Origin of the sequence: Methanosarcina sediminis (assembly GCF_052056915.1) — an archaeon.
In the GTDB taxonomy this organism is placed as follows: domain Archaea; phylum Halobacteriota; class Methanosarcinia; order Methanosarcinales; family Methanosarcinaceae; genus MTP4.
This window is the reverse complement of the sequence record NZ_CP195119.1, coordinates 3,414,699-3,438,846: the sequence shown is the minus strand read 5'-3', so window position 1 is coordinate 3,438,846 and position 24,148 is coordinate 3,414,699. Positions and strand designations below refer to the sequence as shown.

The 24,148-nt window shown below is 49.0% G+C and carries 19 protein-coding genes and 3 tRNA genes; 11 read left to right on the top strand and 11 right to left on the bottom strand.

Annotated elements, in window-relative coordinates; all coding sequences use genetic code 11:
• Positions 1–147: 147 nt before the first annotated feature.
• The 3 genes from hdrB to hdrA are packed head-to-tail and all read right to left on the bottom strand — an operon-like array spanning position 148 to position 4,333.
• Positions 148–1,092: a ferredoxin:CoB-CoM heterodisulfide reductase subunit HdrB gene (gene hdrB / locus ACSAZK_RS15070; protein ID WP_440954879.1), complete on the bottom strand. Its 945-nt coding sequence runs from the start codon at positions 1,090–1,092 to the stop codon at positions 148–150.
• Between the two features lie 32 nt (positions 1,093–1,124).
• Entirely contained in the window at positions 1,125–1,829 is a 705-nt protein-coding gene (hdrC, locus tag ACSAZK_RS15065) for a ferredoxin:CoB-CoM heterodisulfide reductase subunit HdrC (protein ID WP_440954878.1), read from the bottom strand.
• Positions 1,826–4,333, bottom strand: a complete 2,508-nt coding sequence (gene hdrA / locus ACSAZK_RS15060; RefSeq protein WP_440957038.1) for a ferredoxin:CoB-CoM heterodisulfide reductase subunit HdrA — start codon at positions 4,331–4,333, stop codon at positions 1,826–1,828. The genes hdrC and hdrA overlap by 4 nt, the downstream gene beginning before the upstream one ends.
• A 520-nt stretch (positions 4,334–4,853) precedes the next feature.
• Here hdrA and ACSAZK_RS15055 point away from each other — a divergent pair.
• Together ACSAZK_RS15055 and ACSAZK_RS15050 are read left to right on the top strand one after the other, a co-directional pair.
• Positions 4,854–5,255 carry a transcriptional regulator gene (locus ACSAZK_RS15055; RefSeq protein ID WP_048179904.1) on the top strand — a complete coding sequence of 134 codons (402 nt, stop codon included), beginning with the start codon at positions 4,854–4,856 and terminating at the stop codon, positions 5,253–5,255.
• Between the two features lie 809 nt (positions 5,256–6,064).
• Entirely contained in the window at positions 6,065–6,472 is a 408-nt protein-coding gene (locus ACSAZK_RS15050) for a transcriptional regulator (protein ID WP_440957037.1), read from the top strand.
• Between the two features lie 276 nt (positions 6,473–6,748).
• Here ACSAZK_RS15050 and ACSAZK_RS15045 read toward each other — a convergent pair.
• Positions 6,749–6,822: transfer RNA gene (locus tag ACSAZK_RS15045), tRNA-Ile, on the bottom strand.
• Between the two features lie 69 nt (positions 6,823–6,891).
• Positions 6,892–6,968 (bottom strand) — tRNA-Ile (locus tag ACSAZK_RS15040).
• 228 nt (positions 6,969–7,196) lie between these two features.
• Here ACSAZK_RS15040 and ACSAZK_RS15035 point away from each other — a divergent pair.
• From ACSAZK_RS15035 to ACSAZK_RS14995, 9 genes are all read left to right on the top strand, one after another.
• Positions 7,197–7,268, top strand: a tRNA-Ala gene (locus ACSAZK_RS15035).
• 338 nt (positions 7,269–7,606) lie between these two features.
• Positions 7,607–8,269 (top strand): SdpI family protein, encoded by a 663-nt coding sequence (locus ACSAZK_RS15030; RefSeq protein WP_440954877.1) that lies wholly within the window; start codon positions 7,607–7,609, stop codon positions 8,267–8,269.
• Between the two features lie 104 nt (positions 8,270–8,373).
• A complete protein-coding gene (locus ACSAZK_RS15025) occupies positions 8,374–8,859 on the top strand; it encodes an FKBP-type peptidyl-prolyl cis-trans isomerase (RefSeq protein WP_440954876.1) in 486 nt (161 codons plus the stop codon).
• A 5-nt stretch (positions 8,860–8,864) separates the two neighbouring features.
• The gene (locus tag ACSAZK_RS15020; protein WP_440954875.1) at positions 8,865–9,431 is read left to right on the top strand and encodes an FKBP-type peptidyl-prolyl cis-trans isomerase; all 567 of its coding nucleotides are present in this window, start codon (positions 8,865–8,867) and stop codon (positions 9,429–9,431) included.
• A 189-nt stretch (positions 9,432–9,620) separates the two neighbouring features.
• Entirely contained in the window at positions 9,621–10,127 is a 507-nt protein-coding gene (locus tag ACSAZK_RS15015) for an FKBP-type peptidyl-prolyl cis-trans isomerase (protein ID WP_440954874.1), read from the top strand.
• 90 nt (positions 10,128–10,217) lie between these two features.
• Positions 10,218–10,622 (top strand): OB-fold nucleic acid binding domain-containing protein, encoded by a 405-nt coding sequence (locus ACSAZK_RS15010; protein ID WP_440954873.1) that lies wholly within the window; start codon positions 10,218–10,220, stop codon positions 10,620–10,622.
• Positions 10,623–10,783: 161 nt separating this feature from the next.
• Positions 10,784–11,962: a sugar phosphate nucleotidyltransferase gene (locus ACSAZK_RS15005; protein ID WP_440954872.1), complete on the top strand. Its 1,179-nt coding sequence runs from the start codon at positions 10,784–10,786 to the stop codon at positions 11,960–11,962.
• Between the two features lie 360 nt (positions 11,963–12,322).
• The gene (locus ACSAZK_RS15000) at positions 12,323–13,420 is read left to right on the top strand and encodes a lysylphosphatidylglycerol synthase transmembrane domain-containing protein (RefSeq protein ID WP_440954871.1); all 1,098 of its coding nucleotides are present in this window, start codon (positions 12,323–12,325) and stop codon (positions 13,418–13,420) included.
• Positions 13,421–13,513: 93 nt separating this feature from the next.
• Positions 13,514–14,110: a diacylglycerol/polyprenol kinase family protein gene (locus ACSAZK_RS14995; RefSeq protein ID WP_440954870.1), complete on the top strand. Its 597-nt coding sequence runs from the start codon at positions 13,514–13,516 to the stop codon at positions 14,108–14,110.
• 1,016 nt (positions 14,111–15,126) lie between these two features.
• Here ACSAZK_RS14995 and ACSAZK_RS14990 read toward each other — a convergent pair.
• The 6 genes from ACSAZK_RS14990 to pheA all read right to left on the bottom strand — a co-directional run bounded on the left by ACSAZK_RS14990 (position 15,127) and on the right by pheA (position 23,821).
• The gene (locus ACSAZK_RS14990) at positions 15,127–17,622 is read right to left on the bottom strand and encodes a VWA domain-containing protein (RefSeq protein ID WP_440954869.1); all 2,496 of its coding nucleotides are present in this window, start codon (positions 17,620–17,622) and stop codon (positions 15,127–15,129) included.
• Positions 17,619–19,496: a DUF7408 domain-containing protein gene (locus tag ACSAZK_RS14985; RefSeq protein ID WP_440954868.1), complete on the bottom strand. Its 1,878-nt coding sequence runs from the start codon at positions 19,494–19,496 to the stop codon at positions 17,619–17,621. The genes ACSAZK_RS14990 and ACSAZK_RS14985 overlap by 4 nt, the downstream gene beginning before the upstream one ends.
• 3 nt (positions 19,497–19,499) lie before the next feature.
• On the bottom strand, positions 19,500–20,381 hold the full coding sequence (locus ACSAZK_RS14980) for a DUF58 domain-containing protein (protein ID WP_440954867.1): 882 nt from the start codon (positions 20,379–20,381) through the stop codon (positions 19,500–19,502).
• Between the two features lie 98 nt (positions 20,382–20,479).
• On the bottom strand, positions 20,480–21,454 hold the full coding sequence (locus tag ACSAZK_RS14975) for an AAA family ATPase (RefSeq protein WP_440954866.1): 975 nt from the start codon (positions 21,452–21,454) through the stop codon (positions 20,480–20,482).
• A gap of 381 nt (positions 21,455–21,835) precedes the next feature.
• Positions 21,836–22,726, bottom strand: coding sequence for a DUF7502 family protein (locus ACSAZK_RS14970; RefSeq protein WP_440954865.1), 891 nt, complete (start codon positions 22,724–22,726; stop codon positions 21,836–21,838).
• 201 nt (positions 22,727–22,927) lie between these two features.
• The gene (gene pheA, locus ACSAZK_RS14965) at positions 22,928–23,821 is read right to left on the bottom strand and encodes a prephenate dehydratase (RefSeq protein ID WP_440954864.1); all 894 of its coding nucleotides are present in this window, start codon (positions 23,819–23,821) and stop codon (positions 22,928–22,930) included.
• Positions 23,822–24,148 lie beyond the last annotated feature (327 nt).

Below are 24,148 nucleotides of genomic sequence, written 5' to 3'. Positions count from 1 at the left end.
TTGCAGATCAAATCCCGGATACGTACCATTGCACAAGCAGCCACCCTTAAGGAAAAAACAGGAATGGAAAATGGCACTCGAACAAGGAATGGAAAACTGGAAAATAAAAAAGGAGCAGAACTCCAGGCTTAAAAATCGAAAGTCCTATTACAGGGCTCCGATCCTCTCCAGAAACTCTTCCAGCGGCACCGAATGAGTCTGGAAACCGCAAACCTTATACGGGTCAGCCCCGAGGGCAAGGGCTACGAACTGCCCGATGTTCATGTGCACGGTATTGTATTCAACCCCGAACTCTTTCTCGATTACGGGTTGGTAGCGGTCGTACTGGATATGGCAGTTCGGGCACATGTGGAGCATGAGTTCCACACCTGCATTTTTCAGGCTGTCGAGTTTTGCCTTTGTGACCTGGAGGGAGGTGTTTTTGTTCAGGTGGAGCTGGGAAAAGCCCATGCCGCAGGTCAGGGTACGGTCCTCATACCAGCGGACCATGTCGGCCCCGCAGGCTGCGGCGATGTCATCTATTAGCTGAGGGTTTTCGGGGTTTCCGACAACGTCCTGGTACTTGACTTTGTAATAATGGCAGGCGTGGTGGGCTGCCGCTTTGACCCCGGAAAAGTCAAGCTGTTTTTTCTCCCGGATAAGGTCGACTTTGCTCAACAGGACTTCAACTGCGTGGTAGAAGTTACTGCGGGGGTCCATGTCGCCTTTTTCATAGATAAGGTCATCCAGGCCCTGTTCCCTGAAAATGGAATTGACCTTATCCCGGACCTCAGCATTGGTATTGAGGAGTTCGCAGGCTTCCTTGTTTACGGCATAGCAGGTGGAGCAGAGGCAGGTAATGTTCGGGTAGCCGCATCTCCTGGCAACGGCGAAGTTCCGGGCAGCTATGGCGGCGGTTGTGAGCCCTTCAAAAAGATCCGTATAATGCCCGATCCCGGTACAGCAGGACTGCTCTTCATTAACATAATAGTCCACACCAAGCCTGTCAAAGGCATAGCCAGTGGCACTTTCGATCCCCGGATATTCCTGGCTTACCATGCAGCTCTTAAACAATAAGAGCTTCTGATCCGGGATATTCTCTATCGGCTTCAAAAATGAGATCTCCGTTTCTGCACGCGTCTTTCTTAAACTCCGCACTGGGGGGTTTCATGACTGGTGGTTTCATGGTTGACGGTTTCAGGGCTGGCAGGGTGGGAAAAGCCCGATATATTCCCGTGGCCTCCGGACCGGATCCATTTTTCCCTTTCAAAAAAGCCCGTGCCTTCAAGGATAGCCCGGACCTCACTTTCCGTGTCCCGGATATCCCTGGGCTTTAGCCCGAGTTCGGCCCGGATCGAGTCAAGGTTTTGTTTGAACTCGATCCATCGTCCTCCAAGGTCCTTTTCCATGTTCCGGACTCCGGGACCCGGGATCCTGCTTGCTCCGTTTTCTGCAAGATATTCCCCGACATCGACAAAGTAGGCAAGCTTCTCAAGTCCGATTCCTTCGTTAATTGCCATCTGGCGGAGCACCTGGACGATTGTCACGGGACTGTTGTTCCGGGGGCAGCGCAGGTTGCAGGAGTAGCAGTAAAAACAGGACCAGATGCTTTCATCTTCCAGCACGCTCCGGTCGTTTTCAAGTACCCTTTTTACGAGCTGGCGGGGGCTGTAGTCCGTGAAGCGGGCGGCAGGGCAGGAAGCCGTACAGGCCCCGCACTGGATGCAGCGGTCCAGGCCCAGGGAATCAGGGGTTCGGATGCTTCTTTTAGCAGTCTCTGCAAGGGTTTCGCATTCCGGGGTATCGTATTCGTTCACGTGTATAAGCATCATCTGATCATCTCTCCTCATCTGGCCATCTCTCCGTTCATCTCCCCTTCCCGGGCAAGGCTTGTGAAAGTGCCTGCAAGCCCTTTTGTGTTCGGGACATAGGCTTTCTTGAAATGGAGCCGGGGGCCGTCAGCTCCGAGTTCCTCTTTTAGCTTTTCAAAGTGCCTGAGCGCAAGGGGGAATATTATTTCGGCCCTGGGGTTGTCGGGGGGGTCCTCCACAAAAAGGACGGAAGCTGCCCCGTGCCTGAGGGCATGCCGGATGAGTTCCTTATCAACCACCAGGCACGTAGGCACCTTAACGAGTTTGACGTTTGAGGGGTAACTGAGCACGCTGTTTCCTATGTTGTCGCAGGTAAGGGAAGAAATCCCGCTGTTTACAAAGCCCAGCAGGTCTCCGGCTTCAAGCACCCCTTCTATTTCGGCTTTCAACTGGCTTTTCGTAAAACCGGCAACCTGGGCAGCCCCTCTTTCACAGATCTCGGTGCAGTATCCACAGCCGGTACAGACCAGGGGGTCCACAACCACCCGACCACTTTCGGAAAAAGAAAGAGCATCAAAGGGGCAGCTCAGGCAGTCCCCGCAGCGGGTGCAGGTCAGCTGGTTTATGCTTACAAGTTCATGCTCAAGGACCTTCGGGCTGTCCGCAATAAACGCCCTGGCCCGCGCTGCAGCAAGCCCTGCCTGGGCGATGGTGTCCGTGATGTCCTTTGGCCCCTGGGCAGTCCCGCAAACAAAAATCCCGTCCACCGAGCTGTCCACGGGTTTTAGCTTGGAATGCCTCTCCTTGATAAAGCCGGTCTCGTCCTGGCTCACATTCAATACCCCGGCAATTTCCCGGGTGCCGGGAGAAGGCAGCATTGCGGCGGAAAGCACCACAAGGTCGGCAGGGAGTTCGAGAATTTTCCGGTTCAGGGTATCTTCTACCCGCACAATGAGGCTTTTGTCCGACTTTCGGATAACTTCGGCAGGCCGCCCCCGCACAAAGGAGACACCCATGTCCTGGACTGCCCTGTAATAGTTTTCGTAAAAACCAAAAGCCCGCATGTCGATGTAGCAGATCGTGATTTCGGTATCCGGATATTTTTTCCTTATCAGGCTTGCGTGCTTCAGGGCCGCCATGCAGCAGTACCTGGAGCAGTAGGGAATGCCCCCTGCCTTTTCATCCCTTGAACCCACACACTGGATCATGACGATTCTCCCGGGGACCGGGGGATCGGACAGCTTTTCTTTTAGGAAGGAGCTTTCAGAGGAATTAAGGGCAGGATCATTAGTAGGAGCATTGGTGGGAGAATTAGAGGAATCAGGATTAGAATTTCCGGCATCCAAATTACCGGTATCCAAATTGCCGAGATCCAAATTACCTGCATCCGGATTACCCGTATCTGAAAGCCTCAAAAGTTTTCCTTTTGTGGGCCCGTTGATCCCGAGCATCCGGGCAAGTTCCATCTGGGTCAGCACGTTTTCAAAGATCCCGTAGCCATACTGGGGTTTTTGGGAGGCGTCATATTCTTTGAAGCCTGTTGCAGCAATAATTGCCCCGAAATTGAGTTCAAGGACTTCCTCCTGCTGCCCGAAATCGATTGCTTCTGTCCTGCAGGCTTCGGCACATTTCCCGCAGGGAACCCCGTTGAGCTGCAGGCAATGGTCAGGGTCGATAGAATAGGTTTTTGGGACGGACTGGGAAAAACGCATGGAAATTGCTTTTTTATCCTTATACCCGCAGTTGAACTCGTTTTCCACAAGAACGGGGCACACGCGGCTGCAGCGCCCACAGGCTGTGCAGGTATCCCGGACGTATCCGGGCCGGGTCCGGAGCGTTACCTTGAATTTTCCGGCACTTCCACGGACAGCTTCGACTTCGGTCCGGGTCAAAAGGGTAATTTTAGGATGAGCTGCAACCTCGTTCATCAGGGGACTGAGCGAACACATGGCACACTCTTCCGCGAGCTTATCCGGGGAAAAAATCTTCCCGATCTTTGCCATCTGCCCGCCTATGCTCGAATCTTTTTCAACGAGGTAAGTGGGAATCCCGTTATCTGCAAGGTTCAGGGCTGCGGTTATCCCTGCTATACCCCCACCAATGACCAGGGCCTGGGGGGAAATATCGACCTTAATATCCTGCAGGGGCTCTCCACGGTCAAGACGCTTCAGCTTCCCCCGGAGCAGGGTGATTGCTTTTTCCGTGGCTTCAGCTGTGTCAGGATGGACCCAGGCACACTGTTCCCTGAGGTTTGCGATTTCGAGCATTGCCCTGTTCAGGCCCGCTTCCTTGACGCATTTATTAAAGAGGAGTCCATGTTTGGAAGGAGTGCATGAGCCGATAACAACTTTCTCCAGGCCTTTTTCCTCAATCTTGCTTTTTATCAGGTCCTGACCAGGGCTCGAACAGAGGTACTCATAATCAAAAACAGAAATTCCTTCGGCTTTGAGAGCTGCTTTTACGGCTTTGATGTCAACATGTTCGGAAATATTTCCGCTGCAGTGACAGATGAATACGGCGGTTTTCTCCGGGGGGACAGTCATCAAGTTAGAGTCTGCCCGGATTACGTATTTAAGTATTGCCAAAACATGCCTCAAAAATTACCTAAACCGGACATTTCTAGAGCCACAGTATCAATACAAGGACATATTTCTACGGAAACGGCATGAAAAGTGTCACACAGCCCCCCAACAAACCTGTTTTTTACACACTGTGGACAGAGAAATACCGGGAATCTTCAGGATAAAAACTAATGAAAAAACTCCATTTAACAGCCTGTTTTTCAGGGTTTCGGATTATAATCGGGATTTTTAGGGCAGGATTCAGAGGGCTCACGGTCCAAAAGTATTTTATGGACATATAATTATATATATGGAGAGAGAGTATTTTATTAAAATCAGCCGATATATCCAGATACTGCGGGATGTTTCCGAATCCATCCTACATAAAGGTAAAAATATATTATAAATGAGACCGTATATTATTGCTAAATGAAGTAGCATATTATTTCTATATCTGATTGACGATAAGTGCCGGAAGCACGCGTCCGGCGTTGAAAGGTAGATGATAGACGTGGCAGAGAATGATTTTATACCAGGAGACATCGATTTCAAAATGGGAGAAGTTGAATACGAAATGGTGGATTTACTCAGGAGGCTCAATATTAACAGGCCGGTGGCCCTCACCCTCGCATGCCTCTCGAAGGGGGAAGAGATTTCTTCCCAGAACATCGAAATGGTTTCAGGCCTGAGGCAGCCGGAAGTTAGCATTGCAATGCGCTACCTCCGTGAAAACGACTGGGTCCAAATGAGAGAAGAAAAGAAGAACCAGGGCAAAGGGCGCCCGATCAAACTGTACAGGCTCACCGTACCTATGGAAAAGATCATCAACCGTATAGAAGAAAACGTCCTTGCCGAAAGCAAAGTTGTGCTTCAGAATATCGAACGCCTCAAAAACATCTCCTGAAGACGCTGCTGATGAGCGGTTCCGAGTCTCCACAAAGCAGGAACGACGCCTGGTTACATCGGAAAAGAGTCCATTCAGACCTCTTTTTCGGTTTCACACATTCAAAATTCAGAGGAGCTTTCCCCTATTTAAAGCAAAAGCCCGAGGCCTGGAAACCAGGGGAAAACCTTAGAAACCTCTTTTAGCTGCCACTTTAGTTAACTATTCCTCCCAGCCCCAGGCAGCAGATCAAGGGACTTTTCGCCCGAGAGTCAAAATCCGCCTTTCCACACTTTCCTCATTTGAAGTTCATGTGTAGCTCACCTGGAATTTAGGTGGAATCCATTTTGAGTTATTTGGAATCCATTTGGAACCCCTATTATACTGTAGCCATCACCTGGAAAGCAGATTCTACACCTGAAGTTCATATTTCACACCTGAAAAGCAGACTTCACACTTGAAGTTCACATCAAAGATCACAATAATATTCCAGAACCATTTATTAAGAAATTTCTTTATTTCTCTCTGCTGTCCTTTCCAAACGCCCTATCCTACACAACCCACCCATAAATTCGAACAATTTCCTGCAGGCTGTAATCGGGACTTTCTTCAAAAAAAGAGATTTATGGAGCTTGTATATTTTTTCATAGATTTTAGAAGAAAATTGTTAACCACGCATTAATAGAAAAAACCGAATCAACCGACCACTTACACGATAAGTAAACACCGCCAACTTTAAAAATTATAAGTATAAATCGATAAATATTAAAAATAATACATACGTAAATATTTATATTAATTCACTATATAATCAACATTTGGGTGAATTAATGGTAGATGAAAGCGGTACAAATATAGATGTAACTTTAGAGAAAAATCCCATACATATGGGATCCATCGAGTATGAAATGATCGAACTGTTCAGAAAAATAAACGTAAGCAGACCCGTTGCCCTGACCCTTGCCTGCCTTGCAAAAGGAAGGGAAGTCTCTTCCCAGAGTATTGAGGTAGTTTCGGGCCTGAGACAGCCGGAAGTCAGCGTCGCGATGCGTTACCTTCGCGAGAACGACTGGATTCACATCCGGGAAGAAAAGAAGTCAAAGGGTAAGGGCAGGCCTATCAAGCTGTACAAGCTTACGGTTCCCATGGACCGCATTGTAGGCAAGATCGAACAGGAGATCATAGCAGAAAGCAGACACGTGCTTCAAAACATCGAACGCCTCAAGAATATTGCCTGAATACTTTCAGGCTAACAGCGAGACGCTAAAATTCAGGGCACTGTTCCGTCCCGAACCGTGCCTTGATTATATTATTTTTAAATTTTCTTTTTTTCCGAAGACAAGAGTTTACTGCCAGGTAAACTATTGGCTAGATATTTTCTCTTCTTAATAAGGCCATCGGCAAAAGATTTAACAGGATTTTTGAGAGAGCCGGACCTGAAAGGCAAATTTCATCAGAAAAACAGACACAAGAAAACTACAAAACATACAAGAAAAGCTTTGAAAAATTTATAGTGGGCCCGCTGCGATTCGAACGCAGGACCTCACGGTTATCAGCCGTGCGCTCCACCAAGCTAAGCTACGGGCCCAATGTGAAAGGCTTAATCTGCCACTGTATTAAAAAAGCCTAGAGCATCTCCTGAAAAGAAATAAGATTGTGGTGGGCCCGCTGCGATTCGAACGCAGGACCTCACGGTTATCAGCCGTGCGCTCCACCAGGCTAAGCTACGGGCCCAATCTGAAAGGCTTTTTTTTGAATTATCGCAATTGAAAGGCTTTATTTGGGAAAGCGTCCCAATCCGACAACACTTCTAATACACAGATTACTATATATAACTTTTGCCCCGATTTCCGGCCCGGGGTCAGTTCATAAAATAATTTACCCACACCCCAGCCCTATTGCCGACAGTTTTATATACGATACTGTGATTTAAAGGAAATGCTCGTGGCATAGTAAATACATGGGCCGGTAGATCAGGGGAAGATCGCTACCTTGGCATGGTAGAGGCCTCGGGTTCAATTCCCGACCGGTCCACTTTTCTTTTTAGAAGATTTTTGCATTAAAAATGTCTATTTTCAAAATAATTTATTTTCCCGAAAATTAGTTTTTCCAAAAATTAGTTTTTCCAAAAATTAGTTTTTCCAAAAATTAGTTTTTCCAAAAGTTCAATACTTTCAAATTCATTTTTCAGTTTGCGAATCCTGAGGCTTAAATTGGGTTGAAAGATATCGAATAATAAAAAAATATTTTACCCGGTTAAGACAAAAGTACTGTTAAAGCAAAATTGCAATTCCGGGTTAGAAACAATCTTAAAAACTACTAGATTATTTAGAAGTTACTCTTTAAATATTTAGAGTCATAATTAATTTCCCATGAAAAAATCCACCCTTGCGATCATCGGAATCGTTCTCTTCTCCTTCATCCTTTCCATCTACTTTTACCCCCTGGTGCCCGAGCAGATGGCCACGCACTGGGACGCCAGTGGAGAGGTGAACGGATACATGTCAAAGTTATGGGGGCTGTTTTTCATGCCTCTTATTATGGCCGGGCTTGCCCTGTTCTTTCTGGTAGTCCCCAGGGTTGATCCTCGGAAGGCAAATATCGAGAAATTCAGGAAACATTATGATGGTTTTATCGTCCTTTCGCTCCTTTTTTTGCTTGCGGTACATGTGCAGGTGCTGCTCTGGAATATTGGGATTGAGATCAGTCCGAATTCCGTGCTCCCTGTGGGAATAGGGATGCTGTTTTATTATATCGGGATTCTTACGGAAAATGCAGAGCAGAACTGGTTTGTCGGGGTCAGGACACCCTGGACCCTGAGCAGCGAGAGGGTGTGGAAAAGGACTAACCGGCTGGCGGGCAAACTCTTCAAGATTGCAGGGATAGCGGCGTTATTCGGCATGTTTTTCCCGGATCTGGCAGTGTATTTCATAATCGGGCCGGCGCTGCTGGCTGCCTTTGTTACGGTCACTTACTCCTATCTTGAGTACCGGAAGGAGTTGCAAGATAAAGAACTGGAAGCAGCCTGGGAATAAAAAGAAGCCTGTAAAGTACCTGATGCCAGTATAAGCATCAGATATTACTCAAATTCCATCAGCACTTTTATCTAACATGCTTTCGTTTTGAATTATTGATTTTTATGACTGAGAACTCCAAAGCCGATTCTGAAAAAACCATAGAAAGCGGAGACACCATCTCCGTAGACTACGTAGGAGAACTCGATGATGGCACGGTATTTGACACTTCTGTAAAAGAGGTCGCAGTTGAAGCCGGGATATACAACGAGCAAAGAGAATACGAGCCCCTTACCTTTACGGTGGGTGCGGGACAGATGATCAAAGGCTTCGACGAAGGCGTGGTCGGGATGAAAGTGGGGGAAGAAAAGACCCTGACAATCCCACCGGAAGATGCATATGGGGAATACAGTGAAGAACTTGCCAGGAAACTCCCTGTAGAAGCCGTGGAGTTTGCCCCTGAAGTAGGGATGCAGCTGGCAACGGACACCGGACTCCGGGGCACGATAATTGAAGTTGACGAAGAAGGTTTCGTGATAGACTTCAACCACATGCTTGCAGGCAAAGCCCTGACCTTCAAGGTAACACTGGTTTCCATCACGGAGGCCTGAACGGGATGAAAACCGGGAGGGGGGCACTTATCCTCGGGTGCATCCTGATCGTGGCCTGCGTGCTCCTGGGAAGCGGCTGCACGGACACAGGAAACGGCGGGCAAGCCGGCGAGACCGCCAAAGCCGGAGACACGGTCCATGTGGATTACGTGGGAAAACTCGAAAATGGAACGGTCTTTGACACTTCCATAGAAGAAGTTGCCGTCGAAGGAGGCATCTACGTCGAAGGAAGGGACTACAGCCCCCTGACTTTCGAGGCTGGCGCAGGCGGGATGATCAAAGGCTTCGATGAAGGCGTAATAGGGATGAAAGTAGGGGAAGAAAAAACCCTGGAAATCCCGCCTGAAGAAGCTTACGGGGAATACGATGAAGCTAACATCCAGACAATCCCCCTTGAAGACCTGGGCCTCCCGGAACCTCCCGTGGAGGGGCAAAAGCTCATGACAATGTACGGAACAAGGGTTACCGTACTCTCGGTCAATGAGACCCACGCCACCATTGACTTCAACCACGAACTTGCCGGAAAGACCCTTATTTTCGACATTACACTTGTTTCAATCGAATCTAGCTGAGTTCCCGGGCAGCTTCTGCATATGAAGCTGCCACATTTTTGCTGCATTTTTTGCCGGAACCCGGATCATAAAGAACGCCATCTTCCGGCTTAACAGCAGAGGGATTAAAAGCGGTTGGATTAGCAGTCGCTGGATTCGTAGCAACTGGATTGGAAGAGGCACAAAAAAAATAAAGGAGATGGAGAAGAAATGGAGAATTCTCAAGCCGTTGAAACAGGCAATTACGTGCTTGTGGATTATACGGGAAAATTCGAAGACGGCAAAGTGTTCGAAACCACCGTAAAAGAGCGCGCACTCGAAGCAGGCATATACGAGGAAGCCAGGAAATACACCCCCCTCTTTTTCAGAGCTAATGCAAGACAGGTAATCAAGGGCCTGGACAAAGGAGTTGTGGGGATGAAAGAAGGAGAGGAAAAGACCCTGACAATCCCGCCGGAAGAAGCCTACGGAGAATACAGGGACTACATGGTCCAGGACATTCCCCTTGCAAGGCTTGAAATTGAAACCCCCCCTGAGGCAGGTGAGAAAATTACTACCCCCGGCGGAAGGGAGGTTAAAGTGCTTGCTTCAACCGGGACGCACGCTACCCTGGACTTCAACCATGAACTCGCAGGCAAGACTCTTGTTATGGAAGTGAAACTTGTCTCGATCATAGGGGTAGATGGTCTGGACCACATGTCAGGTCAGAATTTATAAGGGAATTCCAGATTTGTAAGATGATTTCGGATTTTGGAGGGATTCCGGATTCGGGATTCAGGAACCAAACTTCCGGGGAAAGGGGAAAGTATGGAGAAGGAAGAAAAAGTCGTGATAGTGCTGCTTCTTATGGCATTATCATCTCTCTCAGTCGCATATTTCTGCTTCGGGCTAGAATTTGCGGGTGCAGGGAAAGTGTCCGGGGGAGAGTTCAAGCAGTACAGCCCGGAGTCTGAAGTAGGGGAACGGGTGAACCTCGAAGCCGAGGTCCTGAGCAAACGCTTTACGTACACAGGAGGACACCTGCTTTTAAAAGTAGATTACAACTCCAAGCCACTGACTGTTTTTGTTCCCAGCAATGCAGGAGTTGAAGCCCTGGATGAATCAATAAATAAAGGGGACTTTGTGAGTATAACAGGCATTGTCACGGAGTATGAAGGGGAAAGGGAGATCAAAGTGACGGATAAAACTGAGATTTACCGAATTGACGGATAAAACTGAGATTTACCGAATTGGCAGATAAGCTGAGATTTTCCGAATTGACAGATAAGCTGAGATTCACCTGATAGGTGGAAATAGGACATATCCTGAATAACCATTATCAATTGCCGCTGAAAATAGTTACTAATATATTCAAAAAGAACATGTGAGGAAATATGAAGGCATGCATCATGTGCGGAGGTGCGGGGACCAGGTTAAGACCGCTGACCTTCAAGCACCCCAAACCCAGTATTCCCATTCTCAATGAACCTTCCGTCCGCCATCTCATCGAACACCTTTCAAGAGAGGGGTTCAACGAAATAGTGATGACCCTAGGGTATATGGGAGAGCGCATCGAAGAACAGCTCGGAGACGGACACATTTTCGGAGTCCATATCGATTACGTTTATGAAAAAGAAAAAATGGGGACCGCGGGTGGGGTAAAAAATGCCGAAGAATACCTGAAAAATGAGCCTTTTATCGTACTTGGGGGAGACCACGTCCTTAACCTCGACCTCAGGGAGATGTACCGCTTCCACGAAGCAAATGACGCCCCGATAACAATCGGGCTCCTTTCCATCGACGACCCGAGGGAATTCGGGATTGCCGACATGGACATCAACAACCGGATCCACCGCTTCCTTGAAAAGCCGAAAGCCGGACAGATTTTCAGCAACCTTGCAAGCACGGGGATCTACGTCTGCGACCCCTCGATCTTTGACTGGATCCCGGAAAATACCAGGTACGATTTTGCAAAAGACCTCTTTCCGGCCCTGCTTGCCGCGGATGAGAAGATTAACGGCGTGCTTGTAAGGGGAAAGTGGACCGACGTTGGAAGCTCGGCAGCCTACAGGCAGGCCCAGCGCTGGATGCTCGACGCCCTGCCCGGGACAAGCATTGAAGGGCATTTCGCCGCGAAAAACGCCAGGATCAGAGGCCCCCTTAAAATAGGGAACAACGTGTCCGTAGGCTCGAATTCATCCCTTGTTGGCCCTATCGTCATAGGGGAAAACTCGGTCATAGGCGACAACGTGCTTGTTGGCCCTTACAGCGTAATCGGCTCGAACTGCGTAATCGAAGACAACGCAAAGCTCCTTTCCTCTTACCTCTTTGACCATGTCCGAATCGGGGAAAATTCCAACATTTCAGGGGCAATCGTAGCCGATGACACCATAATAGGGGAAAACTGCAGCCTGGAAAACGGAACGGTTATCGGGCATAAGGTAATCATCGGAAACAACTCAACCATCCATTCGGGAGTCAAAATCTGGCCCGAGGTCATGATCAACAAAAACTCAAGCATAAAAGAAATTACCCTCAACCCGGATTATGACACAACCTATGACGGGTCGTGAAAGGTCCCTATTAAAAAACCGGATTGATTTCCGGTTTTTCTGCTCCTTTCATTTTAACTCATTACGCTTCAATTTCCTTTTAATCCCGCTGAATTTCATTTCTATTCATGCAGTTTCATTTCATTCCGATTCATCCTGTTGCATTTCTTTTCTGTTTTTACAGGCCCTTTCAGGGCTAATAACTTAAAGCAGACTTTTCCCAAAATATAAAGTACAGAAGAACCCTACCGGAAAGGTTACAATAAATGACTGAATTTAGCTTATTGTATCATCAAAAAACGGGATGAATATATATCTCGGCGAAAAATACCTCTTGACAGATTATAGATTTACGAAAACGCAAAATAAAAACAGATAACCATGAACAGGTATCAAAAATGGCTGATCGCGTCCCTGCTCATAAGTGCGGTATCGGTAGCCATAGTTACAGGCTTTACCTTTGATGTGGAAACGATCGAGGCTCTCAAAAAGATAAAGCTCGAATACATAGTTGCTGCCGCTCTATTACATATTTTTTCGTACTTTGTTTGGGGCTTTCGGACCCGAGCGCTTTGCAGGGCCCTGGGCCACGAGGTAAACCCGGCTAGAGTTATTGAAATTGTCATTTCAAGCGCCTTTGCAGCCGGGATTACGCCTTCTTCCGCAGGCGGGGAACCCCTCAGGGTCCACATGCTCCACCAGAACAAGATCCCTCTGGGCAGAGCAACAGCGATCGTTTTTGGGGAAAGATTACTTGATGCCTTTTTCATCTTTGCGTCCTTACCCTTTGCCCTTCATATTTACGGGGACATGACCTCGAACTACGAGTTTGACGCGGCTTTCCTGACTGCAAATACTCTGGTCTTCCTTATTCTCCTGGGTTTTGTCTACAGCTTATGGAAACCCGAGAAGGTAAAAAGCGCAATTCATAGGGTGTTAAGCAAAGCATCCCCCTTCTTCGGGAAACGCACGGACACCGCAATATCCCATATCCTGGAACAGGTTGACAGGGAAATAGACCATTTCCATGAAAGCATCCTGCTCTTTTTCTCAGACGGGAAAAAAGGGCTTTTCTACGGTATAGCTTATACCTTCATTTTCTGGACCGTGGAATTTTCCCTGCTGGTCCTGATCCTTATGGGCCTTTCCGAAACCCCTTCGATTCCTACCGCCTTTGCAGCCCAGGTCCTCATGGCTGTGATCATGATAGTCCCTGCAACCCCCGGAGCAAGCGGAGTCGCGGAATTCGGGGCAGCATCCCTCTTCTCAGTCTTTGTAAGCCCCTCCATCCTCGGAATCACCGTGCTTGCCTGGAGAGCCCTGACCTACTACCTGAACCTCCTGATAGGCGGCTTTGTGAGCCTGAAAGTGCTAAAAGATATGGACGTGATCAAAAAGCTGATAGGAGACTCCACAGAAAGCCACAAAGTGCCTGAAAATCCTCAGGTACCCCACACTGAGCTCCCTGAAGCTCCCTGAAGCTCCCTGAAGCTCCCTGACCCTCTTCAACATTTTTTATCAACATTTTGCATCACATACTTTATATCATACCTTCGCAAAAGTTCCTACAACATGTCTTCCGGAGAACTTATTTTCGAAGTCCTGAGAAAAAGCGTGCACCTGGTTTCAATCCTGATCGTGCTTATCTACGAATATTTCGGAAAACAGGCGGTTCTCTGGGTGCTTATGCTTTTCCTGATCGTTGTTCTGGTCCTCGACTATTTCCGGCTTGAACAGGACATGAAAATCCCCTTTTTCCATACAATGTACAGGGAAAAGGAAGGATGCAGGCTCGGAGGGCACATTTATTTTGCACTGGGAGCAGTAGCAGTCATCTGTCTTTTCTCCAGAGAAATCGCCTATGCCGCAATCCTGATGACAACATTAGGAGACCTTGTTGCAGCCCTTATAGGAAAATTCTACGGAAAAAGGAGAGTGTTTCACACAACATTCAAAAATGACAAGTCCCTGGAAGGTTCAGGCGCCGAGCTCCTCGTAGACTTCACTGTCGGGCTCCTTATTCTCGGAAACCCCTTCGTGGCCCTGGTCATGGCCTTTTTCGCAACCCTCGCAGAGACCGCAGTCAACAAAATCGATGATAACCTGGTGGTCCCCCTCTTTTCCGGCTTTTTCGGGCAGATGACCGTGCTGGTGCTTGCCCATATCTGAAAAAGGCTGCCCAGGAAACAAGGGCTCAAAAAGAGAGGGAAGAGAACAAAAACAAAAGGGCAGGTTCGAGCAGATGTAAGAACTTATCCGAAACATCCGGATTGCTGTCTCAGACTGTTTTTCCCGCTTGCTTGCAAGCGGCCTTCCCAAAAAGCAAAATTGAAACAGAACCGGACCGTAAGCCCTCACAGCCGGGATGAAAGAGGGTAAATTTCCATATGTTTTTGTTTTTAGCTGTTCTCAGTGCTTTTGGCTTGAAATTTTATTCTTGTTCTTGTTTTTAGCTGTTCTCAGTGCTTTTTTCTTGAAATTTTATCATTGCTTTTTTTTTAGCTGTTCTCAGTGCTTATTTCTTGAAATTTTATCATTGCTTTTGTTTTTAGCTGTTCTCAGTGCTTATTTCTTGAAATTTTATCATTGCTTTTGTTTTTAGCTGTTCTCAGTGCTTATTTCTATGAATTTTCAGGGAAAAGCCGGCCGCCTACGGCGCCCGGTGAGAATGCGGGGCATAGAGCAGATCAACAACCGTAACTCCGGCATTAACTTATCCCCACAAACCTTTTTCAATTTACATTTCAAGTACCGGTATTCTCACCGGTCAGCTTGCTGACCGGCTTTTTCCAAAAATGAAATCTTAAAATTGAATTCATACAAAGCACTGTTTTGAATTTAAAGACCAATAATAAAAAGGGCATCACAATATACAAAAAATATATTCTGATGACTTAAATAGGCATCACAATAACTAAAAAATATATTTGAATGACTATTAAGGGCATTGGAACAACCAAGAAAGGTACATGAATAACTGTTCAGGGACCTGAGGCTTCTGACAGGGAATGTAGAAAAAAGGATGGCAGGAAAGTAAAAAGAAGACGGGAAGAGGAAGGGGAAGGAAAAAGAGAAGAGTAAAAGAAAAGGGAAAAGAGGGAAGGAAAAAGGGAGAAAAAAGAAAAGGGAAAAAAGGAAAAAAAGAAAAAAGAAGCAAGAGGAAAAAGAAGCAAGAGAACTGGAAATTATTCTCCTGCTGCTTCCTTTGCTGCCTGCACTGCCTGCAGTTTCCTGAGCCTCCTCATTTCCCTTATGCGCCTTACAATGATTTCGCTGAGATAGAGCAAGAGGGCTGCAAGGAGCACGTACATCTTCAGGCTCATTGGTTCCTGGACTTCCCGTTCGGAGTTTTGCCGGGCGTCTTTCAGGAGGAGAGCTCTTGCTTCCCTTGCGTCATAAATATTCCCGCCGGTTGCCAGGACCAGGGGCTCAACCTCTTTATTGATCCCAACATCCCGGAATTCAAGGGGGTAGTTTACGGCAAGGGGATAGCCGGAGATGTCGTGAAGGCCGGGAGTGTCGGGGCTTACGGTGGTCTCGTAGATGTTCCTTCCGGTCAGGGCAAAGTCCAGGGGTTCCCCGTCCAGTTTAAGCTTCGGTACGCCCTCCTCGTACATTATCAGGGTAAGCTCAGCCGGGGTCCCGAGCCAGGTATCCGGCCCGTCAAGGACGGCTCCCTCTTCAGCACGGGGGTTTCCAATAGCCCAGTTGCTCATGCCTGAAATTAGCCGCGCGTTCTCGCCGGAGTAAAGCACAGGAGCCCAGAGCCTTCCGCCTCCTTCCCCGTTGTCCGTGGAAAGAGCAGCTACCCTGCCAAGCCCGAAGCGCCAGGTGGTAAGGACAGGCTTTCCGGTAACCGTTATTATCAGGCGTTCGGCCCCGGCTTTCGGGGTAACGTCGTTGTAGCCGGTGATCATCCCGGTAACATTTCCGTCAACGTTTCGCGTTATGAAATGGTTAGGGGAATACACCAGGAGGGGATAGGCGTCAAGTTCGACATCTTCTTCCTCTTCTTCTTCCTCAGGAGGCTTTTCGATCCTGTCAAACTCTATGTTTGCCCTTTCTCCCATGTCAATGTGGAAATAGTTTTCTTCGAGCCCGAGTTCCTGCATCAGCTTTTCAGCATAGAAGTTCCTGGTTGGATCAAGCTGGGAAGGGGCAGTCGAACGGATATGGATGAAATAAAATTGTACTCCCAGCTCCTGCAATTCCTTTGCTTCCGCAAGGCTCTGACCATAGGAGTCCTCGATCCCCCCATCCGTGATAACGATGGCATCAAGTTCGCCATCTTCGGTTTCAAGCATTTCCTTTGCAGTCTTGAGTCCCTGGTCCAGGTAAGTCTCGCTCTGCTGGTCAGGGGTAAGCTGGGAAATATCTTCTTCAAGGGTCTCCAGGTTCCGGGGAAGCCCCAGGAAGACAAAACCGTCCGACACATCAACACCCGTGCTACCGAATGCGATAACCCCGGCGTTGGCATCTTTGAGGTTTTCGTTCCTCAGGATGAAGATCGCATTCCCGAGGATGTCTCCCAGAGTCCCATGGGCATCCGTACTTGGAGAAACGTCCAGGATCAGGATGATGTTTCTTCCTCCCTTGAACTCGGAAGGTTTCGAAATGACAGGCAGGAGGGCTTCAAGGGAAGAGTTCAGGTAGTTCCCGTAATTATATGCCCCTTCTCCACCCACAACGATAAGCCCGTTCCCGTCGCTGACATAGGTCTTGATTTCTTTTACTTCTTTTTCAGAGAGGGTGTTTATGAACCTATTATCAAGCACAAGAGCTTTGCTGTCCTCGATCTTATCTGCTCCGGGATAATCATTAACCACCGAGACCTCGTAGAGGTTGCTCAGGATCTGGCCAAGCGGGGAATCAGGCTCGTCCGTTACGAGAGTGATTTTCGGTTTCGGGACAACGTAGAGGGCTTTATAGAACTCGTTATTGATATCGTTCAGGTCTTCCCCGTCAGGTTCGATTACAACCCTGAGGTTATGGGCTCCGAGGGTGCCAAAAGCCCGGGTGATCGGAATAGTCATCTCCCGGGTCTCCTGGGAAAAGCGCCTGCTCTGGAAAAGCTCCCCGTCCACGTAGACCTTAAGGAAATAGCTGGTGCGCCCTTCGGAAGCCTGGGAAACCAGGATTTCAAACTCGTTATCGTTTTCCACGACAACGGTCTTGTCCCCGAGCACCTGTACGCTGAGGTCGTTTACCTCGAGTTCGGGTTCGACCAGGTAAACCCTGGTATCGGTTTCCCGGGCAAATTCCAGGGCTTCCGTAAGGTCTTTGCCAGCATTATTGTTCCCGTCGGTCACAAGCACGACCTGGCTTCCGCTGCCCGAGTACTGGAGGACAGCGTCCCCGAGGCTGGTCTTGTCTCCCGTTAGCTGGATGAAGGTGGTGGGAGTCTTTGCGGTAAGGGCTTCGTAGAGATCTGTGCCCGTCCCTTCCTGGAAAATGCTCATACTGCCGGTCTCGTCCGAGACCACGACCAGCGAGGGGTTGTCTTCACTAACTACATTCGTTACCAGGGAAACGGGGGAGGCAAGGGCAAGGACCAGGAGGAAAGCGACAAGCATCCTCCATTCCACAAGCTTCGTTTTCGTATTCCGCAGGAGGTAGAACCCCGCAAGGATTACCGGGATTACCAGGAGCAGCATTTCGGGCTGTTCAAGGGAGACGTTCAAAGCTCACCCCTCCCGCGCACGATAAGGATTTCAAGTAGCAGTAGCAGGAAAAGAACTCCGATAAGGTAGTTGCTGATATCTTTTTTGGCTGTATAGGTATCAGAGCGCACGAGTTTGGGCTCGTCATCCGCAACAGCCCGCTGGATAAGTTCCGAGGCGTCCACGGTGGTGTCCGATTCCCGGTCATCATAAAGGTTGACGGCTATTTTTTTGTCTCCGATATTATAGATCCCGACTTCGTCAAAGAGTACGCGGTTTGCAGTCAGGGTACGGCTCGGGGTCCGTATTTCCTCGGTCTTCGAAAGGGACGTTACGGTGCCAGCCTCCAGGTTGTAGTCGGCAATGTCCCCGACACCTCCGAGCCACTCAATGAGCTTTATCCAGAAGACGGGGTATTCGGGCAGGTTATGGAAATTGTTCCAGGCCCCTTCCTGGAGTTCGTCGTTGAAACCCAGGTAAAAGACGGTGCCTTCCCCTATCTGCCAGTAACTCAGGACAGGCACCTCGTTGTCAAGGACTGCCAGGGTGGTCGAACCTGTCCTCTCAGTGGCGTTCAGGTACTTCCGGACAGAGATTTCCTCCATCTTCACGTCCTTAGTAATACTGCTTTCCCGGACCTCCTCGACTCCCAGCCCGTCTTCAGCCTCCCCGACCCCTATGGGCTTTACGGGGAGGATCTTAATCAGGTCAACGTCGGTCTTTTCCGGAACAAAAGCCCCGCTTGCAATGAAAACCGCATTTCCTCCGCCTCTCACATAGCTTTCGATCCTTCCTACCGAACTGTTAGCTACCGGGGTTTCCTTCTGGGCAAGCACTACCAGGTTGTAGTCGTCCAGGTCCGTGGGCACGTTATTCCGGACCTTGATCTCGCTGTTGGGAAGCAATGATAGCGCAGTTTTCGAAGGCAGCTTCCCGTCATCCGTGATAAAGAGAATTTTTTGCCGGGAACTTTCCGGAATCGAGATATAGGCACTGTTGTCCGCAGGAAGGTCGTCGTCTTCAGTAAGCACGACCCTGGTAATTCCTGGGCCCAGTTCTGCAAGCTGGAACTGCCTGGTCTCTCCTGCAGGGACGGAAAGGGTAAAACTCTTCGTACTGCCCCCGGTAATTCCCCTGCCGGTCTCAAGCTCAACCTGTTCGGTCCGGGCATTGTAGTTCTTGACAACGCAGGTATAGCTGTAATCCCCGTCCGTTGCTTCGATCCAGCCATTAATGATCCCCACGTTGTCCGCGGGCTTTCCGACTTTCACGAAATTGACCTGGATGCCGTAGGACTCCGCCAGGTTCTTAGAGGCAACAGGGTCATCCCCTTCCCAGGAAGTGAAGTCCGAGATCACGATGATCCTCCCGCCTTCCTGCGACAGGAGGCGCATCCCGGTGGTGACCGCCGCAGAGATATCGGCAACTCCTGCCCCTTCCGGGACATTCTTGAGGGTATCCCTGGCAGCCGAAGCTCCCCCGCCTTCCAGGACCAGCAGGGGCACGTTGGAAGCCAGGATGATGCTGTTTTTCTTACTGAGGTAAGTATCGGCAAGTCCCAGCGCATCTTCAAAACGCGACTCCGTCTGCATGCTTGCCGAAGTGTCAAGGATAAGCACGGTATGTTCCCCGCTCAGGGGTTCTTCCGCAGTGTAGAAGTAGCCGGCGGCGGCAAGGGAAAGGAGGATAAGGACCAGGAGCTGGGCCAGGAAGAGGGGGTCTTTTACAATCTTCGTGATCGAAGCGTAGACCCTTTTTCGCTCCCTCTCGATTTTCAGGACAAACATGAGAGAGGGAATTGAAAGCTCCGCAGGTTTGGGCCGGAGCATGTAGAGAATGATAAGAGGGATGATGCTCAAAAGCCCGGCAAGGGCAAGAGGGTTTGCAAATGGCATTTTTCAGCGCCTCCTTCTCCTGATCGTATGGTAGAACGCATCAAAGATGGGAGTGTCGGTCGTAAAGGTGTAGAACTCAGCCCCTACCTTCAGGCAGGCTTTCCTGATCCTGGCGCTGTGGTCATCGAGCTTTTCCAGATAGTTTTCCCTGAACTTTTCACTGACATAGGTCCTGATTTCTTCCCCGGTTTCCAGGTCAATGAGCTTGCTGTTTCCCTCAAGGGGAAGCTTCTTTTCGGTCGGGTCCAGCACCTGGATCAGGATAAGGTCATGGTCCGAGAGCCTGTACACGGCAGATTCCACGGCTTCGGGTTCCTCAAGGAAGTCAGAGATCAGGATGACAAGGGACCGGGACTTTATCTCCCGGCTGTACTTTGCAACACTTTCGGCAATGGAGGTCCCCCCCGTAAGCTCGAGCTCGCTCAGGTGGTCGATTGTCCGCAGGAGGTTTTTCTTTCCCCTCCTGGGCTTGCGGATGTCCACATCCTCCCCAAATGTGGAAATGGCAAACCTATCATTGTATTTCGTAACCATGTAGGCATAGCCCGCGGCAAGCATGGCTGCATATTCGAACTTGGAAATCCCGTATCCGGGGTAGTCCATGCTTTTGCTGGAGTCGAGCAGGATGTGGGTTGTAAGGGTCTTTTCTTCCTCGAACTGCCGCACATAGAGTTTTTCGGTCCGGGCATAGGCTTTCCAGTCGATGTCCTTGAGCTCGTCACTCTGGTCGTACTCCCGAAACCCTATGGTATCGATGCCGTGTCCGCTCCGGGTAGATGGGCGGTTTCCTGCATAGACCGTGGACACACGCTTCCGGACCGAGAAGGTAAAGCGGTCAAGCTGCCTGAAAAAATCCGTTTCTATTTTTTGTTTTGTGCGGGTCATTCTGGATCTTCAATCAAAAGCCTGGTTCCTGCCTGGCTCAGTTCCTGCCAGAGCTCTGTTCCTGTGATTCAAAGGTTTATACCGAAGAAAGCATCCGTTCATTTGACTTTCTGGAGGATTTTCTCTACTGCCTCATCGGTGCTCATCCCGCTCCGTTCGGCTTCGAAGGTAAGGATTATCCTGTGCCTGAGCACAGGGTAGGCCATGGTATCGACATCTTCCTTGCTCACAAAGTTCCTGCCTTCGAGCAGGGCGCGGGCTTTTGCGGCAAGGATAAGCCCTATTGAGGCACGAGGAGAAGCCCCGTATTCGATATTTTCTTTATCTTTCCGGGTCATTGTCACGATGGAAAGGGCACGCTGGGTGAGTTCGTCCGAGATTGGGACCTGTCTTGTGAGTTTCTGCAAATTGAGAAGGGTAGACTTGTCCAGGCCCCTCGTAACCTGCGGGACCTCGGATTTCGTGTAGCGCTTTACGATTTCCATTTCCTCTTCAAAGGAGGGGTATTCCAGCAGGATCTTCAGGAGGAAGCGGTCAAGCTGGGCTTCGGGCAGGGGGTAGGTCCCTTCCATTTCAATGGGGTTCTGGGTCGCAAGGATGAAGAAAGGCCGGTCCAGCAGGTAGGTATCGTTTCCGACGGTTACCTGTTTCTCCTGCATCGCCTCGAGAAGGGCTGACTGGGTCTTTGGGGAAGCCCTGTTGATTTCGTCTGCAAGCACGATATTTGCAAAGACGGGACCCGGCTCGAACCTGAACTCTTTACCTTTTTCTTTTTCCTCGATCACGTAGGTCCCTGTGATGTCGGAGGGCATAAGGTCAGGAGTACACTGGATCCTGCTGAACTTCAGGTTCATTGCCTTTGAGATCGTGGAGATCATAAGGGTTTTTGCAAGCCCGGGATTGCTTTCCACCAGAGCGTGCCCTTCACAGAGGAGGGCAATCACGATCTGCTCCACCGCTTCTTTCTGGCCTACAATGACATTCCCGATCTCCTCAAAAAAACTCTTGAAAATCCTGCCCGCGTTCTGGTAGGTCACGGAGGCCTGCCCCGAATCTGCATCATTTTCGTACATTTTATACTTCACCCTTCCTTACGTTTTCGTATTTCCTGCGGGAGCCCTTCCCGCTTCTCAGGATAATTCGTTAGCTTAATGTCTTACATGATTTGCCAGTTCGTACAACAGGAACTGGTTTGTTAGCTAGTAATGGGAAATGATTTCTTAGCTAGTACAATTGGAACTGGTTTGTTAGCTTGTACAACAGGAACTGGTTTGTCAGTTCGTACAATGGGAAATGATTTCTTAGCTAGTACAATTGGAACTGGTTTGTTAGCTTGTACAACAGGAACTGGTTTGTCAGTTCGTACAATGGGAAATGATTTCTTAGCTAGTACAATTGGAACTGGTTTCTTAGCTCATACAATGGGAACCCGAACTTTAGATAAATTTTTCATTTTATTCTTCCGCAAGTTCTTCAAAGTAACTCTGGATTATACTCCTGTACCCTTCCGGAAGGTTGTCGTAATAGGCCTGGGAGGCAATAGCTTCGGGGTCGTAGGCTGCAGACTGGATAAACTCCTCATCTCGCTCTTCCCCTTCCTCCGTTACGGTAAAGCCCAGTCCTGCCCCTGGAGGTATTTTCAGGTCCACTTCCGTGCCCTCCACCACAATAACAGCAGGCTCCCCGAATAGGTCTTCTCCAGGCTCTTCCTCGGAAGTCCCGCCGCCGTCCTCCAGCGAGAAAAGGTCGGAATCCGAACCCGGGAAGGGGATGTCCTCGATGACCTCTTCCAGGTCCGTAGGACTGAACTCGCCCTGGTAGCCGGTCTCGGCAACATAGACAAGGACCACAACCGCACACACGATCATGAAGAAGTTCTTTGCAAGCTTCTTCCGGTTCAGGAAAGCTGAAGACTTCACGGGCTTCGAATCGAGAATAACGCTGCCAATCAGGTCCTGGACAATGATATTATCAAGTTCCCGGTTGTCGTAAGCGGTCCTGAGCCTTTCTTTCAGCACGGGGTACTTTTCCTCAACAAGGGAAATAGCATCCTTCTTACCGGTCCTGTAATGCCTGATTGCCGTTAAAGCCAGGGACAGGGAAAAGGCCAGAAAAGCCATCCCGAGCGTCTCAAAAAAGGTTTCAAAGCCTAAGAAATCGTATCTTGCACCTGTGTAAGGCTCAAAGACGGGGAACATAAAAAATATATCCTGCATGTTGAAGACCGTGAAAAGGGCATACAGGACAAGGAACGCAGCAAGCAGGTCCGCCAGGAAATAGAAGCCTCTGTATCTCTTAAGGGCCGATTCGTGTTTAGTTACTATTTTTTCAATCTCGAGAGCCATCCTGCCGCCTCTAAGTACCGGGAATACGGATCCGGTTATATAAATGTGATATGTAACTTTTAGTGATCTGAGCCTGTACTTTTGTGTGATATTTTATTTTAAGATAGGGGTCTATACTTTATTTACATTCTTCTTTTTTTAACTATGATACAGGCTTCTGCCTCTCCCTGGAGCTTTGTTCCCTTTCCCGGAGTCCACGCCTTAAGCTTCCGAATTTCCTAAAGCCGGATAGGAACCAAGGACTCTTAGGATATCAGCTTTTGCCTTAATATCTTCTAAGGCATCTTTTATAAGTGCATCGCTGGCAGAGCCCTCGAAATCGATGTAGAAATAATAATCCCCAAGTTCCCTTTTGGAAGGCCGCGATTCGATCTTTGTCAGGTTGATCCCCCGCTTTGCAAAAGCGCCCAGCAATTCGTAGAGGGCTCCGGGCCGGTCTTTTACCAGGTAGGCGATAAGGGAGGTCTTGCATTTACCTCGTATCCTGTCCGATTCCTTGCTCGATTTCTCACCCTCTTCCTTGCAGCCGGAAGTACCGTATTTTCCGGACTCCTCGGCCCTTATGACGATGAAACGGGTGTGGTTTTCCTTCCGGTCCTGGATGTTGGAAAGCAAGACCTTCAGCCCGTACTTTTCGGCAGCCTCGGGGGAGGCAATTGCTGCCATTTCCTCAAACTCCCCGGCCAGCCTTGCAGCGTGGGAAGTGCTGCCCGTGCTCCTGAGTTCCGCATGCGGGAAATTCGTTTTCAGGAAATGCCGGCACTGGGCAAGAGCCTGGGGGTGGGAGAGGATAATCCTGATGGCTTCAGGGCTGCCTTTAGAGAGCAAGCAGTGCTCGATTTTGACCACTACCTCCCCGCTTATTACTGCTCCGTCTTCCCGGAGGAGGTCCAGGGTTACGCCTACTGAACCCTCGATGGAATTTTCGATGGGGATTACCGAAATATCTGTTTTTCCTCCGGCCGCGGCAAAAAAAGCGTCCTCGATATCCTCAAAATACCGCAGTTCCGCAGTTTCCAGGTCGTTTTTGAGCATCCAGAGCTTTGCCGCCCTTTCCGAATATGAGCCTTCGGGCCCCAGCACACCGATGATCATGTCAGTGCCTAAAAAGGGCGGATGGTAATAATATTTTTTGATCGCAAGAAACCGACGTAGCCTGAATAGCCCTATCCCGCCGGTCTTGCCTCGCGCTTTGGCGCGGCTTTTCCGGGCAGAAAACTGACCGTATATGTTGTATCCAGAAATGATTTCGCAGATTCAAAAACATTTGAAATTTTGATACGCGATACAATATCAGGAGACTCAAAAGGTTAAACGTTGAGTAAATTCCAATTCCGTTTTGGTACTGTGAGATGATCATGTAAAAGAAACAAATTCGAAGTCGAAGTAAAATAACAGGTCACCTGTCCACTATATACCTTC